Annotated in this window: 17 protein-coding genes, 1 tRNA gene and 1 pseudogene; 6 read left to right on the forward strand and 13 right to left on the reverse strand. The window is 70.9% G+C overall.

All coding sequences use genetic code 11. The annotated features are described in order from the left end of the window. The 4 genes and pseudogenes from FPZ41_RS48910 to FPZ41_RS34380 all read left to right on the forward strand — a co-directional run. A pseudogene (locus tag FPZ41_RS48910) lies at window positions 1–237 on the forward strand (hypothetical protein); the annotation flags it as partial. Then, the gene (locus FPZ41_RS34370; RefSeq protein ID WP_152867501.1) at window positions 234–2516 is read left to right on the forward strand and encodes an ArnT family glycosyltransferase; all 2283 of its coding nucleotides are present in this window, start codon (window positions 234–236) and stop codon (window positions 2514–2516) included. The pseudogene FPZ41_RS48910 and the gene FPZ41_RS34370, both read left to right, overlap by 4 nt. A 183-nt stretch (window positions 2517–2699) precedes the next feature. Further along, window positions 2700–4193: an MFS transporter gene (locus FPZ41_RS34375; RefSeq protein ID WP_152867502.1), complete on the forward strand. Its 1494-nt coding sequence runs from the start codon at window positions 2700–2702 to the stop codon at window positions 4191–4193. Window positions 4194–4345: 152 nt separating this feature from the next. Further along, window positions 4346–5137: a TetR/AcrR family transcriptional regulator gene (locus FPZ41_RS34380; protein ID WP_152867503.1), complete on the forward strand. Its 792-nt coding sequence runs from the start codon at window positions 4346–4348 to the stop codon at window positions 5135–5137. 1078 nt (window positions 5138–6215) lie between these two features. Here FPZ41_RS34380 and FPZ41_RS34385 read toward each other — a convergent pair. From FPZ41_RS34385 to FPZ41_RS34400, 4 genes are all read right to left on the reverse strand, one after another. Next, window positions 6216–6686: a PPOX class F420-dependent oxidoreductase gene (locus tag FPZ41_RS34385; protein WP_131565740.1), complete on the reverse strand. Its 471-nt coding sequence runs from the start codon at window positions 6684–6686 to the stop codon at window positions 6216–6218. A 64-nt stretch (window positions 6687–6750) separates the two neighbouring features. Then, on the reverse strand, window positions 6751–7578 hold the full coding sequence (locus FPZ41_RS34390) for a YceI family protein (RefSeq protein WP_152867504.1): 828 nt from the start codon (window positions 7576–7578) through the stop codon (window positions 6751–6753). Window positions 7579–7669: 91 nt separating this feature from the next. Continuing rightward, a complete protein-coding gene (locus tag FPZ41_RS34395) occupies window positions 7670–10234 on the reverse strand; it encodes an MFS transporter (protein ID WP_194236310.1) in 2565 nt (854 codons plus the stop codon). 24 nt (window positions 10235–10258) lie between these two features. Next, entirely contained in the window at window positions 10259–10786 is a 528-nt protein-coding gene (locus FPZ41_RS34400) for a MarR family winged helix-turn-helix transcriptional regulator (RefSeq protein ID WP_152867505.1), read from the reverse strand. 234 nt (window positions 10787–11020) lie between these two features. On the opposite strand from FPZ41_RS34400, the gene FPZ41_RS34405 reads away from it, so the two are divergent. Further along, window positions 11021–11215 carry a hypothetical protein gene (locus FPZ41_RS34405; protein WP_152867506.1) on the forward strand — a complete coding sequence of 65 codons (195 nt, stop codon included), beginning with the start codon at window positions 11021–11023 and terminating at the stop codon, window positions 11213–11215. Between the two features lie 90 nt (window positions 11216–11305). Here FPZ41_RS34405 and FPZ41_RS34410 read toward each other — a convergent pair whose 3' ends face one another. The 9 genes from FPZ41_RS34410 to FPZ41_RS34450 all read right to left on the reverse strand — a co-directional run bounded on the left by FPZ41_RS34410 (window position 11306) and on the right by FPZ41_RS34450 (window position 17312). After that, window positions 11306–12088: a hypothetical protein gene (locus FPZ41_RS34410; protein ID WP_152867507.1), complete on the reverse strand. Its 783-nt coding sequence runs from the start codon at window positions 12086–12088 to the stop codon at window positions 11306–11308. A gap of 109 nt (window positions 12089–12197) precedes the next feature. Beyond that, entirely contained in the window at window positions 12198–13103 is a 906-nt protein-coding gene (locus FPZ41_RS34415) for an RNA polymerase sigma factor SigF (RefSeq protein WP_152867508.1), read from the reverse strand. A 474-nt stretch (window positions 13104–13577) separates the two neighbouring features. After that, complete coding sequence (locus tag FPZ41_RS34420; RefSeq protein WP_152867509.1) at window positions 13578–14498, reverse strand: RNA polymerase sigma factor SigF; 921 nt, start codon at window positions 14496–14498, stop codon at window positions 13578–13580. A gap of 314 nt (window positions 14499–14812) precedes the next feature. Beyond that, window positions 14813–15106, reverse strand: a complete 294-nt coding sequence (locus FPZ41_RS34425; protein WP_152867510.1) for a Dabb family protein — start codon at window positions 15104–15106, stop codon at window positions 14813–14815. Window positions 15107–15131: 25 nt separating this feature from the next. After that, complete coding sequence (locus tag FPZ41_RS34430; protein WP_322621087.1) at window positions 15132–15308, reverse strand: hypothetical protein; 177 nt, start codon at window positions 15306–15308, stop codon at window positions 15132–15134. A 148-nt stretch (window positions 15309–15456) separates the two neighbouring features. Next, a tRNA-Ser gene (locus tag FPZ41_RS34435) sits at window positions 15457–15541 on the reverse strand. Between the two features lie 145 nt (window positions 15542–15686). Then, entirely contained in the window at window positions 15687–16118 is a 432-nt protein-coding gene (gene tadA, locus FPZ41_RS34440) for a tRNA adenosine(34) deaminase TadA (protein WP_228023168.1), read from the reverse strand. Window positions 16119–16201: 83 nt separating this feature from the next. Beyond that, window positions 16202–16735 (reverse strand): tRNA adenosine deaminase-associated protein, encoded by a 534-nt coding sequence (locus FPZ41_RS34445; RefSeq protein WP_322621088.1) that lies wholly within the window; start codon window positions 16733–16735, stop codon window positions 16202–16204. Between the two features lie 334 nt (window positions 16736–17069). Further along, window positions 17070–17312, reverse strand: a complete 243-nt coding sequence (locus tag FPZ41_RS34450; RefSeq protein WP_228023167.1) for a hypothetical protein — start codon at window positions 17310–17312, stop codon at window positions 17070–17072. A 154-nt stretch (window positions 17313–17466) separates the two neighbouring features. Between FPZ41_RS34450 and upp the strand changes: the two genes are divergently transcribed. Next, window positions 17467–18102 (forward strand): uracil phosphoribosyltransferase, encoded by a 636-nt coding sequence (gene upp, locus FPZ41_RS34455; protein ID WP_131565766.1) that lies wholly within the window; start codon window positions 17467–17469, stop codon window positions 18100–18102. Window positions 18103–18255 lie beyond the last annotated feature (153 nt).

Genomic DNA, 18255 nt, shown 5'->3' on the forward strand with positions numbered 1-18255 from the left:
GGCCCTGAGGGCCCGGGGGGTCCGGGAGGTCCGGGGGTCCCGACCGGCGTCGCCCCGTCGCCGTATGTCGCCGGCCCGTACTCCTCCGCCGCGTACTCCGCCACGCCGGACTCCACCACCCCGAACTCCACATCCCAGTTCCGCGCCGGTGACGCCGCGGACCGCACCTGGGGGGACGCGACCGTGCAGCTGGAGCCGGTGCGCCCGCACGATCACGATTCGAGGAACGCACGATGACCACTCAGCCCGACACCACCCCCCCGCGAGGGGCGAGTCCCGCCTGGGGGCCGCCGACCGGAACGGCCGCCCAGGAGCCGGGGGTTCCTCAGGCCTCCCGTACCCCGTCGGACCCTGCCCCTGTCTCTGCCCCTGCCCCTGCCCCCGGCGCCGGCGAACCCAAGCAGCCCCTCGGGCGCCGCCTCTGGAGAGGGCGCCCCGAGGACAACCGCTGGGTGCGCCCCGCGTTCCTCCTCATGCTCGTGGTGATCGGCGGCCTCTACACCTGGAACCTCACGGCCTCCGGGTACGCCAACTCCTTCTACTCAGCGGCCGTGCAGGCGGGCAGCCAGTCCTGGAAGGCCTTCTTCTTCGGCTCGCTCGACGCGGCCAACGCCATCACCGTCGACAAGCCGCCGGCCTCGCTGTGGCCGATGGCGCTGTCGGTCAGGGTCTTCGGCCTCAACTCCTTCGCGATCCTGTTCCCGCAGGTCCTGATGGCCGTCGCCACGGCGGCCGTGCTCTACGCGTCCGTGCGCCGCCGGTTCAGTGCCGCGGCCGGCTTCATCACCATGGCGGTCTTCGCGTTCACGCCCGTCGCCGCGTTGATGTTCCGCTTCAACAACCCGGACGCGGCCCTCGCGCTGCTGATGACCACCGCGGTCTACTGCACACTGCGCGCGCTGGAGAAGGCGCAGACGACTTGGCTGATGTGGGCCGGTGCCGCGATCGGCCTCGCCTTCCTGGTGAAGACCCTCCAGGCCTTCCTGATCCTGCCGGTCCTCGCGCTGGTGTACGTGGTCCTCGCGCCTGCCCCCTGGAAGAAGCGCGTCGGCCAGGTGCTTCTCGCCGGGCTCGCGATGGTCGTCGCGGGCGGCTGGTGGGTCGCGATCGTCGAGCTGTGGCCGACGTCCTCGCGCCCGTACATCGGCGGCTCGCAGGACAACTCCTTCCTGGAGCTGACCTTCGGCTACAACGGCTTCGGCCGCATCAACGGCGACGAGACCGGCAGCGTCGGAGGAGGAGGCCGCGGTGGTGGCAACGGCGGCGGCATGTGGGGCGAGTCCGGCTGGGACCGGATGTTCAGCTCCAACATCGGCGGCCAGATCTCCTGGCTGATACCGGCCGCGCTGATCATGCTCGTCGCGGCGCTCTGGATGACGCGCAGGGCCAAGCAGAGCGACACCGCCCGCTCCGCCTTCCTCGTCTGGGGCGGCTCGTTGCTGATCACCGTGGTGATCTTCAGCTTTATGCAGGGCATCTTCCACGAGTACTACACCGTGGCCCTCGCTCCCTATGTCGCGCCGCTGATCGGTATGGGCGTGGCCGTCCTGTGGGAGGAACGCGGCAAGGCCTGGGCGTCGCTGACACTGGCGGGCGCGATGACGGCGACCGCGGTGTGGGGGTACGTCCTCCTCAACCGCTCATCGGACTACCTCCCCTGGCTGAAGTGGGTCGTGCTCGTCGGCGGTCTCGTCGCCGCGCTGGGCCTGGTCTTCCTCGGCAAACTCGGTCGTCAACTGACCATGGGCGTCCTCGGGCTGAGCTTCGTCGCGGCGCTGGCCGGTCCGACGGCCTACACGTTCACCACGCTGAGCGAGGGCCACAGCGGCTCGATCGTCACGGCCGGTCCCGCCGTCGCGGGCGGTCGCGGTGGCCCGGGTGGGGGTGGCTTCCCCGGGGGCGGTCCCGGTGACGGCGGCTTCCCCGGTGACGGCCAGAACGGTCAGAACGGTCAGACGGGCCGAGCCCCGACCGGCGGCAACGGCGGCTTCCCCGGTGGCGGTTTCCCGGGTGGCGGTTTCCCGGGTGGCGGCCAGAACCAGCCGGGCCAGCAGGGGCAGCAGAACCAGAGCCCGCAGGGCGGCAAGGCCGAGGGCGGCATGGGCGGCGGTGGCGGTATGGGCGGTCTGCTCAACGGCGCCTCCGTCGGCTCCGAGGCCAAGGAACTGCTGGAGAAGAACGCGAGTGACTACACCTGGGTCGCCGCCGCCATCGGCGCCCAGAACGCCGCGAGCTACCAGCTCTCCACCGGTGAGCCGGTGATGGCGATCGGCGGCTTCAACGGCAGCGACCCGTCCCCGACGCCGGCCCAGTTCAAGAAGTACGTGGAGGAGGGCAAGATCCACTACTTCGTCTCCAGCGGCTCCGGCGGCGGCATGATGCCCGGCATGAGCGGCAGCGGCAGCAACGGCACCGCCTCGCAGATCAGCTCCTGGGTCCAGGAGAACTTCAAGGAGGTCACGGTGGGCAACTCCACCTTCTACGACCTGACCCAGCCGACGAGCGGCGACAACTGACGAGCAGGGACAGCTGACGAACGGAGCCTGATCGTTCGGGGCTTCTCAAGGGCGGTGGCCCGGGGTTTCACGCCCCAGGGTCACCGCCCTTCCGTACGTCGCCGAAATTGCCTTGTACGGTGTATGGGAGTCGTTCTACGGTGTATGGCGATCCATTCCCGTACACCGTAGAAGGGCCCTCCCATGACGGCGCCGACCACCGCCGACACCTCCCCACCCACCGCCCAGGGGCACCCCCAACGCTGGCTGATCCTGGGCGTCCTCAGCCTCGCGCTGCTCACCGTGGTACTCGACAACACGGTGCTCAACGTGGCGATCCCGTCCCTCACCGAGGAACTCGGCGCGGCCACCTCCGACATCCAGTGGATGATCAACGCGTACTCGCTCGTGCAGTCCGGCCTGCTGCTCACCGCGGGCAGCGCCGCCGATCGCTACGGCCGCAAGAAGATGCTGATCGCGGGACTCGCCCTGTTCGGTGTCGGCTCGCTGGTCGCCGGACTCGCCGACTCCACCGGCCAGCTGATCGCTGCCCGCGCGGGCATGGGCATCGGCGGTGCGCTCCTGATGACCACCACGCTGGCCGTCGCCATGCAGATCTTCACGCCCGAGGAGCAGCCCAAGGCGATCGGCATCTGGGCAGCGGTCAACGCGCTCGGCTTCGCGACCGGCCCCCTCGTCGGCGGCTTCGTACTCGACCACTTCTGGTGGGGTGCGATCTTCATGATCAACCTGCCGGTCGCGGCACTCGGCGTGGTGGCCGTGGCGGCCCTCGTGCCCGAGTCCAAGGACCCGCGTGGAGACCGTCCGGATCTGCTGGGCGCGCTGCTGTCCACGATCGGTATGGGCTCGCTCGTCTTCGCGATCATCTCCGGGCCGGAGCACGGCTGGACCTCCGGCCGGGTCCTGGCGACCGCGGCGGTGGCCGCGCTGGTACTGGCCGGCTTCGCGTACTGGGAGAGCCGCATCCCGTATCCCATGCTCGACATGCACTTCTTCCGCGACCGCCGGTTCACGGGCGCCGTCGCGGGCGCGGTGCTCATCGCCTTCGGCATGGCCGGCTCGCTGTTCCTGCTCACCCAGTACCTGCAGTTCGTCCTCGGCTACGACGCCATGGAGGCCGGTCTGCGCATGGCTCCGCTCGCCGTCACGATCGTGGTGCTGAACTTCTCGGGTCTGGCGGCGAAGTGGGCGACGCGGCTCGGCACCCCGATCGCCATCCTCGTCGGCATGATCCTGACGTCCGGCGGACTGGTGTCGATCGCCACGCTGACCGAGTACGGCTACCCGGGCACGCTCCTCGGTCTGGTGCTCATCGGGGCCGGTGCCGCGATCGCGAGCCCGGCCATGGCGTACGCCATCATGAGCGCCATCCCGCCGGAGAAGGCGGGCGTGGGCGCAGGCATCAACGGCACGCTGGCGGAGTTCGGCAACGGGCTGGGCGTGGCCGTGCTGGGCGCCGTCCTCAACTCGCGTTTCGCGGCCTTGATCCCGGTCGCGGCGTCCTCCTTGCCGGCGGCGCTGGCCGCGGCCGGGTCGGAGGACGAACGGGACCGGATCACCGAGGCGTTCTCCTCAGGTCTGGAGACCAGTCAGCTGGTGGGGGCGGTGGCGGTGCTGCTCGGTGGTGTGGTCGCGGCGGTGCTGCTGCGCAGGGCTGAGCGGGTGGGCGCCCAATAGCTCGGTCGAAACTGTCCGTGGGCGACTACAGGTTTGTTCGTGGTTGATCGCGCCCACGTGGCGGAGCCGCATGTCCGCACTGCCCCGCGCCCCGAAGGGACGCGTGCGCCTAGCATCGTGACCAGCTGTTGGAGTGTCGAGGAAGGTGCGCCATGGTGGCAGCCGAGAGGGCGAAGCGTCGTTCGGCACGGGCCAGTGTCTGGCTGGAGGACAAGGCGCGACGCGGCGGAGGTGCGCGCGGCGGGCAGCCCTCCGGCCTCGACCGGGACCGGATCGTCGCGACGGCGGTGGCACTGCTGGACGCCGAGGGGCTGGCCAAGTTCTCGATGCGACGGCTGGCCGCGGAGCTGAACGTCACCGCGATGTCCGTGTACTGGTACGTGGACACGAAGGACGATCTGCTGGAGCTGGCGCTGGACACGGTGTTCGGTGAGACGGGGGTGCCCGCCACCATCCCGGGCGACGAAGAGGAGTCCACGGCGGACTGGCGTGACCTGCTGCGGGAGCTCGCCGTGGACTACCGGGCGGTGCTGGTCCGCCATCCGTGGGTGTCGCCGCTCGCCGGGACGTTCCTCAACATCGGGCCGAACTACCTGGAGTTCTCCTTCGCCGTTCAACGCGTGATCCGCCGGACAGGGCTGCCGTTGTCCGAGCAGACGGCGGCGATCTCGGCGGTCTTCCAGTTCGTGTACGGGTTCGGCACGATCGAGGGGCACTTCATCGAGCGCTGCGCGGCGGCCGGAGTGAGTCACGACGAGTACTTCAGCGATGCCATCGCCGCGGTGATGCAGGTGCCGGAGATCAGCCACGTCATGGAGAGGTCCAAGGCGATCATGGAGGCCCGTGGGGGTGACACGGTGGGCGAGATGTTCGAGCGGGACTTCTCCACCGCGCTGGAGATCGTGATCGGGGGGATCGAGGCGCGGGTGGCGCGGGTCGGGTGAGTTCTGCCGGTGGGGGTGCGTGTTTGGCCCGCGTGTTTCCCGCCGTTGTGGCTTGGGCGCCCGGGGTTCGTACGGGGTCGGGGGCGCGCCGAGAGGTCTCCGTCCTCGGTCCGGCGGTTCTGTGGGGGTGCGATGTGCCCGGCGGCGGACGCCGGCCGCTGCGGGCGGAAACCTCCCGGCACACCCCCTGCCGCGCGTACGCGGCTGCCGGGCGCGTCGGGCTACGGGCACGGCTGCCGGTGCGTGACGGGTGCGGGCACGGCTCCCCGTGCGTGGCGGGTGCGGGCACGGCTCCCCGTGCGTGGCGGGTGCGGGCACGGCTGCCGGTACGTGGCGGGTGCGGGCACGGCTCCCCGTGCGTGGCGGGTGCGGGCACGGCTCCCCGTGCGTGGCGGGTGCGGGCACGGCTCCCCGTGCGTGGCAGGTGCGGGCACGGCTGCCGGTACGTGGCAGGTGCGGGCACGGCTGCCGGGTGGTGGCAGGTGCGGGCACGGCTCCCCGTGCGTGGCAGGTGCGGGCACGGCTGCCGGTACGTGGCAGGTGCGGGCACGGCTGCCGGGTGGTGGCAGGTGCGGGCACGGCTCCCCGTGCGTGGCAGGGGCGGGCACGGCTGCCGGGACGTGGCAGGTGCGGGCACGGCTGCCGGGTGGTGGCGGGTGCGGGCACGGCTCCCCGTGCGTGGCAGGTGCGGGCACGGCTGCCGGTACGTGGCAGGTGCGGGCACGGCTGCCGGGTGGTGGCAGGTGCGGGCACGGCTCCCCGTGCGTGGCAGGTGCGGGCACGGCTGCCGGTACGTGGCAGGTGCGGGCACGGCTGCCGGGTGGTGGCAGGTGCGGGCACGGCTCCCCGTGCGTGGCAGGTGCGGGCACGGCTGCCGGTACGTGACGGGTGCGGGCACGGCTGCCGGGTGGTGGGCGGTGCGGTCGGCGTGCGGCGCGGTGCGCTCGCGGGCTCGGGTGCGCGCGTGCTTTGCAGGGGCGCGGGGCTGCTTTGAATGTGCGGCTCCGCCGCGTGGGCGCGACCAGCCACCACAAACCCGCAGCCGTCCACCGACCCCAGCGGGGCAGACGCCGACCCCCTACTCCTGCGGAGCAAGCCGCGCCGGGAAGCCCCCCGTGGCCACCGGGCCCCACTTCGTGGGGGTGACGCGGATGATCGACTTGCCCTGCTTGACCATGGCCGCCCGGTACTCGTCCCAGTTCGGGTGCTCGCCGGCGATGTTCCGGTAGTACTCCACGAGCGGCTCGACGGAGTCGGGGGAGTCGATGACCTCGGCCGTGCCGTCGATCTGGACCCAGGGGCCGTTCCACTCGTCGCTGAGGACGATCAGGCTGACCTGGGCGTCCCGCTTGGCGTTGCGGGTCTTGGCTCGCTCCGGGTAGGTCGAGACCACGATGCGGCCCGAGTCGTCGACACCGCAGGTCAGGGGGGAACCCTGGGGGCTTCCGTCGGTGCGGCGGGTGAGCAGGATCGCGCGGTGGCGCGGGCGTACGAAGTCCAGCAGCTCGTCGAGGGTGACGGAGGTGTTCGTCGCGATGTTCGGTGCCATGGCCGCAGCCTAGGCCCTTGTGCGCCTGCCGAGCGTGATCCCTTCATTCATACCTACGGCCGTCCTACGCCTGCGGCAGTGTCTCGCCCTGGACCGCCTGGATGTCCAGTTCCACCTTGAGGGTCGTGCCGACCGCTGCGATGCCCGCCTGGAGTACCTGGTTGTAGTTCATGGCGAAGTCGTCGCGGTGGAGTTGGGTGGTGGCGTGGAAGGCGGCCCGGATGCCGCCCCAGGGGTCCGTGCCGGTGCCCAGATAGGTGAGGGCGAGGTCGGCCGGGCGTGCGACGCCACGCATCGTGAGGTCGCCGTGGAGCGTCCAGCGGTCGGGGCCGGGGCCGGGGCTGAGCCCGGTCGAGCGGTAGGTGATCTCCGGGTGGGCCGAGACGTCCAGGAAGTCCGCGGAGCGGAGGTGGTCGTCCCGCATGCCGTTCCCCGTGTCGATGGAGGCGGCGGTGATGACGGCCTCCACCCGGGACTTGGCCGCGTCGTCGGGGGCCACCTCGATCTGGCCGGAGAAGTCCGTGAAGCGGCCGTGAATGGTGGAGATGCCCAGGTGACGGGTGGTGGCGGTGATCGAGGAGTGGGCCGGGTCGATGGTCCAGGGACCGGGCGGGGGGAGTTCGGTGCCGCCCTGGCGGGTGAGGGTCACGGTGCCGATCTCGGCCCGGCCCGTACCGGCCGTGACGATGACGGTGGACGCGGTGGGTGTGTAGCCGACGGCCGTGACGATCGCGGTGTACGCGCCGGGGGCGAGGGCTGTGGTGTCGCGTACCGTGCCCTCGTCGTCGGCCGCGGCACGCACCATCTGCCTGCCCGTCATGTCGGTCAGCGTGACGACCGCGTGTGACACGGCCCAACCGTCACGGGTACGGATCTTCGCCGTCAGTCCCATCGTGGGTGACTCCTTGGATGAGGCCGGCCCGTGGAGCACGCGTCCGCTCTGCGCGTGCTCCACGGGCCGGGGTTCTGGTGAGCGGGGTGAACTACTCGCCGGGGTGGGCCAGTTCGATGTCGTGGCCGTCGACTCCCGGGCCGGTGACCGTGAGGGCGGTCGCCACCGGCGGATAGCCCGTCGCGATGACGGTGTACTCGCCGCCGTCCAGGTCGGTGAAGGCGTACGCCCCGTCCGTGCCGGTCGTGGCCGTACCGACGACGTTGCCCGCCGCGTCGACCAGGGTGACGCGGGCGTCACCGAGGGGGGAGCCGCCCATGGCCCGTACGACACCCTGGAGGCGGGCTCCGGCGTGGAGGTCGACCTCGATCCGGGTGACGCCGGTGCCGCCGATGTCGACGGGGAGGGCGCGGGGGCGGTGGCCCGTCGCGTTCACGGCGACCGTCACCGTGCCGGGCACGAGGTCGGCGAAGGTGAACTCGCCCTGCCGGCCGGTCGTTCCTGTGGCCAGCACGTCACCGCGCACGTCCGTGACGACGACCATCGCGTCCTTGACCGGGACGGCCGTTCCGGCGTCGCGGACCGTGCCGCTCAGCCCGCTGGTGCCGCTGAGCAGGATGTCGTACGTGACCGGCCCGCCGTCCACCACGATCGTGGACGCCTGGGGCTGGAAGCCGTCGGCGGCGGCGATCAGGACGTACGAGCCCGAGCCGGGCGCGTCCACCCTGTAGGCGCCGTCGGCATGGGCGACCGCGCGGCCCAGCTGCCGTCCCCCGAGGGAGATCAGCGTGACGGAGGCCTGCGGCAGGGGGGCGCTCTCGGCGCCGCGGACGTGGCCGTGGATCGGGGTGCCACCGGTGGCGGCGGACGACTCGGAGTCGGGAGCCACCGTGGCGACGGCCGCGAGCTTCAGGGTGCCCTCGGGCTCGGCCTCCGGGGCGGCGGAGGCGGTGGTGGCCCAGCTCGGGACCCTGGACTCGGCCGTGGCGAGCGCCGCGGGAGCCTCGGTGGCCTGCGCCGAAGCCACGGTGGCCGGAGCCGCAGCCGTGGCCGGTGCCTGCTCCTCGGCGGCCTGGGCCAGCGCGTTCTTCGTCCGCAGCGGCACCTCCTTGATGAAGACGGCGACGAAGAGGGCGATCAGCGCGATCGGGGTCGCGTAGAGGAAGACATCCGCCACACCGTGGCCGTAGGCGCTCTCGACCACCGTGCGCAGCGGCGCCGGCAGCGCGTCGACGTCCGGGATGCTGTTGGAGGAGTCCGAACCGGCGAGCGCGGACGCGTACTTGGGGCCGAGGCCGGCCACGCCCTCCTCGACGTAGTTGGTGATCCGGTGGGCCAGGACCGCGCCCAGCGCGGAGACGCCCACGGCACCGCCGAGCGAGCGGAAGAAGTTCACCACCGAGCTGGCGGCACCCAGGTCGGTGGGGGCCACCTGGTTCTGCGTGCACAGCACCAGGTTCTGCATCATCATGCCGACGCCGAGACCCAGCAGCGCCATGAAGGACGCCACGTGCCAGTACGGGGTGTCGTACCGGATCGTGCCCAGCAGGCCGAGGCCCGCGGTCAGCAGCACACCGCCTGCCAGCAGCCAGGCCTTCCAGCGGCCGGTGCGGGTGATGATCTGGCCGGAGACGGTGGAGGCGACGAACAGTCCGCCGATCATCGGGATGGTCATGACGCCGGACATGGTCGGCGACTTGTCCCGGGCCAGCTGGAAGTACTGGCTGAAGAAGATGGTGCCCGCGAACATCGCGATGCCGACGAAGAGGGAGGCCAGCGAGGCCAGCGTGATCGTGCGGTTGCGGAACAGCCGCAGCGGGATGATCGGCTCGCTCGCCTTCGTCTCGACGAGGAGGAACACCAGCAGCAGCGCCAGCGTGCCGCCGACCATCGCGTACGTCTGCCAGGACAGCCAGTCGTACTTGTCACCGGCGAAGGTCACCCAGACCAGCAGCAGGCAGACCGCCGCGCTGATGAAGAAGGCGCCCGCCCAGTCGACCTTGACCCGCCGCTTGACGACGGGGAGGTGCAGGGTCTTCTGCAGCACGATCAGGGCCACCACGGCGAAGGGCACGCCGACGTAGAAGCACCAGCGCCAGCCCAGCCAGCTGGTGTCGGTGATGACACCGCCGATCAGCGGGCCGCCGACCATCGCGGTGGCGAAGGTGGCGCCGAGGTAGCCGTTGTAGCGGCCGCGCTCACGCGGGGAGATCATCGCGGCCAGGATGATCTGGGCCAGCGAGGACAGGCCGCCCATGCCGATGCCCTGGACCGCGCGGAACGTGATGAGCATGCCCGGGTTCTGCGACAGACCGGCCGCCGCCGAACCGGCCACGAAGATGACGAGGGCAATCTGGATCAGCAGCTTCTTGGAGACGAGGTCGGCGAGCTTGCCCCACAACGGGGTGGACGCCGTCATCGTCAGCAGCGAGGCGGTGACGACCCAGGTGTAGGCGTTCTGGCCGCCGCCGAGGTCCTTGATGATGTCGGGCAGGGCGTTGGACACGATCGTCGACGACAGGATCGCGACGAACATGCCGAGCAGCAGCCCGGTCAGCGCTTCCATGATCTGCCGGTGCGACATCGCGTCGCCGCCCGGGGCTGCGCCCGCGTGCTTGGCATGGGCCCGCACACCGGCTGGTGTGGTCGTTGCCATGGGCTTCCTTCTCTTCGTTACTGCTTATGCGGGTGTACGGGGTGTGGGTTCGGTGGTGTTCTCTTCTGCGACGGGTGCGATGGCTTCCGTGCCGGGCGCGGTGGGCGTGATCCGTGGCCCGGCCCGGCAGTCGTCGAAGCTCTCGCGCAGCCGGGTCATGAGTCCGATGAGCAGCCCGACCTCGTCGTCGGACCAGTCGCCCAGCCGGTCGGCGAGCAGTTGGGTGGTGCGCTCGTAGAGGTCGTCGAGCCGGTCCCGGCCCGCGGGCGTCAGGCGCAGGATGCGCGAGCGTCTGTCGTCCGGGTCGGGGAGCCGCTCGATCCAGCCGCGCTCGGCGACGTGGGCGACATGGCGGCTGGTCACCGACATGTCCACGGAAAGCAGCTCCGCGAGCCTGCTCATCCGCATGTCGCCGTGCCGTCCGAGCAGCGTCAGCACTCCGGCCGACCCTCCGGGGCAGTCCGGCGGCAGGATCCGCCCCATGTCCCGCTTCACGACCCCGATGGCGCTGAACGAACGGGCAAGCTCCTCGTACTGCGTCTTCTCGGCCATCGCCGGTCGCCTCCCGAGCTTGTTGCTTTGAGCAACCATAAGTTTGATTGGTTGCTACAGGCAAATAGGAACGGGTACTTCCGGGCTAAAACCTTGGCAAAGGCAAGCATTGGCGAACGTAAACCCGCAGGCAGGGCCCGTGCCGACGGCCCGTCCGGTATTCCGCAGCCAGGTACACCGGGCGAGGGCACCCCACTGGGGCGATCCCCTCCCCATTCGCTAGGGTCCTGGGCCATGGCTAACACCCAGGGCCCGCAGGGCAACAACGACCCCGCCGGCAGCACTCAGATGTTCCGCGCCTTCGTCGACGAGCCCCAGGGCCGTCAACAGGCGGCGGCCGCGTCCTCCGGCCCCCGCGTCGGCGTGATCGTCGGCGTCGTCGTGGCCGTGGCGGTCGTCGCCGCTGTCATCTGGCTCGCGCTGAAGTAGTCACTTCAGCGGTCACCTTAGGCAGTCACCTTCGGCAGTCGTCTTCAGTAGTCGTCTTCAGTAGTCGTCTTCAGTAGTCGTCTTCAGCAGTCATTTCCACTTCACCGAGACGTCCTGCGTCTCGATGTGCATCCCGAGTGGCACCCGCCACTCCTCGACGCACACCGTCCAGGTCTTCTCGCGGCTCGACCCGCCGGCGATGGGGGCGGGGAGTCTCCTCGTGGACTCCACGGTCGCCCAGTCGATGCCGAGCGGGCCGATGACATGCGTACCGAAGGTCACCTTTCCCGAACGCACCGCGGTGCCACCGGTGTTGCGGAACTGCACGGTCACCTTCTCGCACCACCGCTTGTCGGTGGGTTCCCGCTCGGGCTCGCTCACGCTCAGCCCGGCGGGGCCGGTGGGGGACGGTGCCGGCGTACCGCCGTCGGCCGGGGAGTCGGGGGAGTCGGAGGAGGGCGGCGGCGTCGAGGCGGAGGGCGTCTGCGTCGCCGTACGACCGGAGCCGGAGCCGGAGCCGGCATCGTCTGCGGGCCGGTCGCCCGACGCGCCGGGGAGGTCGGGCCCGGTAGCCGGGCCGTTCGCCGTACCCGGCGGGTTCGCCGCGCCCGAACCACCCTGCCCTTCGGGCGGATCGGCCGTACCGGGGCGCCCGGGGTCGGCCGACGGTCCCCCGTCGTCGAGCGGTACGAAGGTCACGTCCCCCGTCGGCGCCACGGCCGGCCGGGACGAGCCGGCTCCCGAGCCCACGGCCACATAGCCGTCGCCGTCGGCGCTTCCGCAGGACGCCAGCGCTCCGCCCAGACATACGAGAACCGCCGAGGCGCCGATGACGGCACCCCGGCGGTCACGTGTCCACGTCGTGTGAGGCATCGCGCCAGTGTGACTGACGGGTCGTCAATGAGGAACCCGTCGGCAACGGCCGGCGTGAGCAACACCGGGGACCGGGCCCGGACTTCCCCGGAGCCGCTCGGCCCCTCGGTCAGTCCGAGATCAGCCCGTCCCGCAGCTGGGCCAGCGTGCGGGTGAGGAGGCGGGAGACGTGCATCTGGGAGATGCCGACCTCCTCGCCGATCTGCGACTGCGTCATGTTCGCGAAGAAGCGCAGCATGATGATGCGGCGCTCGCGGGGCGGCAGCTTGGCGAGCAGGGGCTTCAGGGACTCGCGGTACTCCACGCCCTCCAGCGCGGTGTCCTCGTAGCCGAGGCGGTCCGCCAGGGAGCCCTCGCCGCCGTCGTCCTCGGGGGCCGGGGAGTCGAGGGAGGACGCCGTGTACGCGTTGCCCACGGCGAGGCCGTCGACCACGTCCTCCTCGGACACGCCCAGTACGGCCGCGAGTTCGGGGACCGTCGGGGAGCGGTCGAGCTTCTGGGAGAGCTCGTCGCTCGCCTTGGTCAGCGCCAGGCGCAGCTCCTGGAGGCGGCGCGGGACCCGGACCGACCACGAGGTGTCGCGGAAGAACCGCTTGATCTCGCCCACGACCGTCGGCATGGCGAACGTCGGGAACTCCACGCCCCGTTCGCAGTCGAAGCGGTCGATCGCCTTGATCAGGCCGATCGTGCCGACCTGGACGATGTCCTCCATCGGCTCGTTGCGCGACCGGAAGCGGGCGGCGGCGTAACGCACCAGCGGGAGGTTGAGCTCGATGAGGGTGTCCCGGACGTAGGCACGCTCGGGGCTGTTCTCGTCCAGTGCGGCGAGCCGCAGGAACAGGGAGCGGGACAGGGTGCGGGTGTCGATGGACTCCGAAGCCGATACGGCCGGGAGGACCGGGGGACCCGGAAGGTCCTGCGGGCCCTGAAGGTCCTGAGGGGCCTGGAGAGCGTCGGGCGCGGACTCGCTCTTGTCGAGCGTGAGCACCTTCGAGCTGCCCTGGTCTGCGGACATGCCACCCCCTTTGGGTCGCGGACGGACGCGGCGGACGCTCCCGTCGTAGGGAACGCAGCCTCCACCTGAATACCGGCGGCGCGGCTGCGGCAAACGCGCTTCCCGCAGAATGTCACATGTCGGCAACGCGCTGTAGTGACATGTCGACATTGCCAGGGTGCATCAGCCCTGGTAACTGGGGGTCTGAGGGTGTTTCAGCGCAGAGATGCCGGAAAATGGACGGATGGGCAATTCGCTCGCGCAGGTGACAACCCGGCCTTACTTTCGGTTACCCGTCATGGCCTGGGCCCATGTCGAAGCCGGCTTTTCTGTGCGCCCCGTCTGCCCTTGTGCGCCCCGCGTGCCCCGCCGGCCACCTCCGCTTTCGCAGGTCATCCCGGATGCTGGACATCATTTGCGACGGGGGTGCGTGGCCCTCCGGGCGGCTGCGGTTCCGTGCCCCGTCGGCGGTCTTCGGGGCCCCGCCGGCGGCCTTCAGGCCTCGATCCGGTTCGCCGACCGCAGCCGGGCGAAGCTACGGGCAAGCAGCCGTGAGACATGCATCTGGGAGACGCCGAGCTCGGCACTGATCTGTGACTGGGTCAGATTGCTGTAGTAGCGCAGCAGAAGGATGCGCTGTTCCCGTTCGGGGAGCTGGACGAGGAGGTGGCGTACGAGGTCGCGGTGTTCGACGCCGTCGAGCGCCGGGTCCTCGTAGCCGAGCCGGTCGAGCAGGCCCGGCAGCCCGTCGCCCTCCTGGGCCGCCTCCAGCGAGGTCGCGTGGTACGAGCGTCCGGCCTCGATGCAGGACAGCACGTCCTCCTCGGTGATGCGCAGCCGCTCGGCGATCTCGGCGGTCGTGGGGGTGCGTCCGAAGGCGGTGGTGAGGTCCTCGGTCGCGCTGTTGACCTGCACCCACAGCTCGTGCAGACGGCGCGGGACGTGGACCGTGCGGACGTTGTCGCGGAAGTAGCGCTTGATCTCGCCGATCACGGTGGGCATCGCGAAGGTGGGGAACTGGACGCCCCGGTCCGGGTCGAACCGGTCGATGGCGTTGATCAGCCCGATCGTGCCGACCTGGACCACGTCCTCCATGGGCTCGTTGCGGCTGCGGAAGCGGGTGGCGGCGTAACGGACGAGGGGGAGGTTGGCCTCGATGAGCGCGCCGCGCACACGGTCGTGGTCGGGGGTGCCCGGCTCCAGGTGCTTGAGCTCCGCGAAGAGCACCTGGGTGAGGGCACGGGTGTCGGCGCCCCGTCTGCGCTGGGGCGTGGGTTCCGGGGATGGTTCGGACGGCGACTCGGAAGGCTCGGCCCGGACGCGGGACGGTTCGCCCGTCGACTGGTGCGGTGCTTGAGGCGCAGTACTGGCCGGCACGGTCAACTCCACCTCGTGATCCGTCAACGCATCCGTCAAAACCGGTCATAGCATCACAAGACATGCGCGTTGCGATCAAGCACCGCATATCGCCGTGTTGAGGATGCGCGGGAACGAGGGACCGAGAGTTGAGCCGTACGACGCAGCACGACGCAGCGGAGCCCTCCGCCAGTTCGGCGGAAGGCTCCGGCAGGGATGGAGCGGAAGGCTCCGGCGGGGGTGGAACGGAAGCCTCCGGCGAGGGCGGAGCGGAAGGCTCCGGCGGGGGCGGAGCGGAAGGCTCCGGCGAGGGCGGAGCGGAAGGCTCCGGCGGGGGCGGAGCGGAAGGCTCCGGCGGGGGCCGGACGGCGGCTTCAGAACTGGTAGTCGGCGACCACCCAGGTGGCGAACTCGCGCCACAGCGCCACGCCCTCCTGGTGCGCCGGGTGCTCCAGGTACCGCTGGAGCGCGTCCGCGTCGTCGACCGCCGAGTTGATCGCGAAGTCGTAGGCGATGGGCCGCTCGGAGATGTTCCAGCCCAGCTCCCAGAAGCGCAGCTCCTCGATGAGGCCGCCGAGGGCACGGAAGGCCTCGACGCCCGCCACGACGCGGGGGTCGTCGCGCTCCACGCCGTCGTTGAGCTTGAAGAGGACCAGGTGGCGGATCATGGGCGCTCCCAGGGGTACGGGTCGGTCACTCGCCCCCGTTGACGACCCACGTCATGAAGTCGCCGATGGCCTGGGCGGCGCTCGAGATGCCCTCGAACCCTATCTGGACGTAGTCGGCGGCCTTCTCCGGGTCGGTGATGATCGCATAGGCCACGAAGACCACGAGCACAAACACCGCGATCTTCTTTCCCTGTACTGCCACGAGGCCTCCCCCGTCTCCTGCGCCCCATGGGCCCTGATTGCCGGCGGTGAGTGTATCTCGGGCATGTGTTCGCGGGAATTGTGGTGATCGCGATGCTCACCAGGTCCACGCACAAAGGGCCCCGTCTCTCGACGGGGCCCTTCTTCAGCGGTAGCGGAGGGATTTGAACCCTCGGTGACTTGCGCCACACTCGCTTTCGAGGCGAGCTCCTTCGGCCGCTCGGACACGCTACCGAGAGAGACCCTACCCCAAGGTGGGCCCTGGTTTGAAATCGGTATGCGTGGGGCTGGGTGCCCGTTGTGCGCCGGGTCCCGGTGGGTCTGGACGGGTCCCGGCGGGCCTTGGCGGATCCCAGCTTGTACGGAAGAAAGTCGGATGTCAGCGGGTGCGGAAGAAGTCCGTGAGGAGCCCGGCGCACTCGGGCGCGAGTACGCCCTCGATCACCTCGGGGCGGTGGTTGAGGCGGCGGTCGCGCACGACGTCCCAGAGGGAGCCCGTCGCGCCGGCCTTCTCGTCGCGGGCGCCGTAGACGACCCGGTCGACCCGGGACTGCACCAGGGCGCCCGCGCACATCGTGCAGGGTTCGAGGGTGACGACCAGCGTGCAGCCGGTGAGCCGCCACCCTCCGAGCTGCGCGGCGGCCCGGCGGATGGCCAGCACCTCGGCGTGTGCCGTCGGATCGCCGGTCGCCTCGCGCTCGTTGTGCCCGGCGCCCAGCACGGTTGTGCCGTCCGGGGCCAGTACGACGGCGCCGACCGGGACGTCTCCGCCCGCGGTCGCGCGCCTCGCCTCGTCCAGGGCGAGCCGCATCGCGGCCCGCCAGCGGTCGCGCACCGGGTCCGGGTCGCCCGGTGCCCGGCCGGCTTCCGGGGTCCGATGTGCCGGGCAGGGGCTCAGCGGACCGTCTCCAGGACCTCCGAGGCGCCCAGTGCCTCGGCGATCGCGCTCAACGCGTCGTCCGCGTCGAGGGAGTGCAGTTCCTTCTCGCTGACGCCCAGGTCGTCGAGGACCTCTCTGTCCCCGACGGGGCCGTGCGGCACGGCGGCATCGGCGGCCGCGCCGTCGTCATCGTCGTCGGTCTCCGGCTCACCGTCCTCGGTGCCGTCGAGGTCGAGGGAGTCCAGGTCCGCGTCGTCGTCGCCGGGTTCCCTCCCGAGCAGTTCGTCCGTGAGCAGGATCTCGCCGTACGAGCTGCGGGCAGCGGCAGCGGCGTCCGAGACATAGATACGAGGGTCGTCCTCGCCATCGATGCGGACGACGCCGAACCACGCGTCCTCCTGCTCGATGAGCACCAGCACCGTGTCGTCCTCGGGAGAGGCTTCACGGGCCAGGTCGGCGAGATCCGACAGGGTTTCCACATCGTCGAGCTCTGTATCGCTCGCTTCCCACCCGTCTTCGGTGCGCGCGAGCAGTGCGGCGAAGTACACCGTGACTCTCCCACTGGTCATAGGCGTGCCGGTTGGGGGTCCCCCCGGCGGAGGTTGCGGGCGGGGAGTGCGTGCTCCGAGTCCCACCCAATCGGAATCGTGGCAGAAACAGAGCGCTCAGGGGACGTCTTCGGCCCGCTGTGTCCCTCACTCTTGATCGCACGTCGCTGATTCGCCCGATCGCCCGCGGGACGCAGTAGCCCGTGCTCACCGGCTCGGCGAGGGTGCACTGGACGCTTGTTGCCGCCGTGGCGATCGTACGCGGATCCGGGCGCCGTGGCCGCACGCGGTCACCACATGAACGGCCGTGTGGTCCGGCGGAAACGGCGCGTTGCTACCAGCGGAACGTGCGCATGCGCATCGCGTGTCGCAGGCGGGCCGTCCTGGCGCGGCGGGGCTGGACACGGTCGCGCAGTTCCCGGGCCTCCGTCAGCTCCCGCAGGAACCGGGCCCGGCGCCTCCTGCGCTCGGCCTCGGTCTCTCGCGGGTCCTCCCGGTGTTCCTGCCGGTGTTCCTCCCGCCGTTCCCCTCGCCGTTCCTCCCGCAGTTCCGGGGAACCCTCGTCCACGTTCGGCATAGACCCACCCCCAGCTGATTCTTGCGGCATTCCCCGGGCGGGCGGTTTGATGCGGGCATCGGGGTGACGTTCACGGGGAGCCCTTGCCGGGCCGGTGGGGGGTCTGCTCGGCGCGACGGTCGAGGGCGTCGGTGGCCCGGATACCCTGATGGACATGCGTCTCCACGTCGTCGACCACCCTCTGGTCGCCCATAAGCTCACCACGCTGCGCGACCAGCGCACCGACTCCGCGACCTTCCGCCGCCTGGCCGACGAGCTGGTCACCCTGCTCGCCTACGAGGCCACCCGCGACGTGCGCACCGAGGCGGTCGACATCGTGACCCCGGTCGCCTCCACCACCGGCGTCAAGCTCTCCCATCCGCGCCCGCTGGTCGTGCCGATCCTGCGCGCCGGTCTCGGCATGCTGGACGGCATGGTCCGCCTGCTGCCGACCGCCGAGGTGGGCTTCCTGGGCATGATCCGCAACGAGGAGACGCTCCAGGCCTCCACGTACGCCACGCGCATGCCCGAGGACCTCTCCGGGCGCCAGGTGTACGTGCTTGACCCGATGCTCGCCACGGGCGGCACCCTGGTCGCGGCGATCCAGGAACTGATCAGGCGCGGCGCCGACGACGTGACCGCGGTGGTGCTCCTCGCCGCCCCCGAGGGCGTCGAGATCATGGAGCGCGAGCTGGCGGGCACTCCGGTCACGGTCGTGACGGCGTCCGTCGACGAGCGGCTCAACGAGAACGGGTACATCGTGCCGGGGCTCGGCGACGCGGGGGACCGGATGTACGGGGCGGCTGAGTAGGGCTGCCTGCTGCTCCCTGCGCCCCGGGCAGGCCTCTGCCCGGGGTGGTCTGTGCCCCGGGGTTCGTCTTTGCCCCGGGGTTCGTCTTTGCCCCGGGGCGGGCCTCGGTGAGTGAGCCGAGGGGAGCCGGGCAGGCGGGGCGCGTCCCTCAGC

The sequence above is a fragment of the Streptomyces acidicola genome, assembly GCF_009377235.1.
GTDB classification, from domain to species: Bacteria; Actinomycetota; Actinomycetes; order Streptomycetales; family Streptomycetaceae; genus Streptomyces; species Streptomyces acidicola.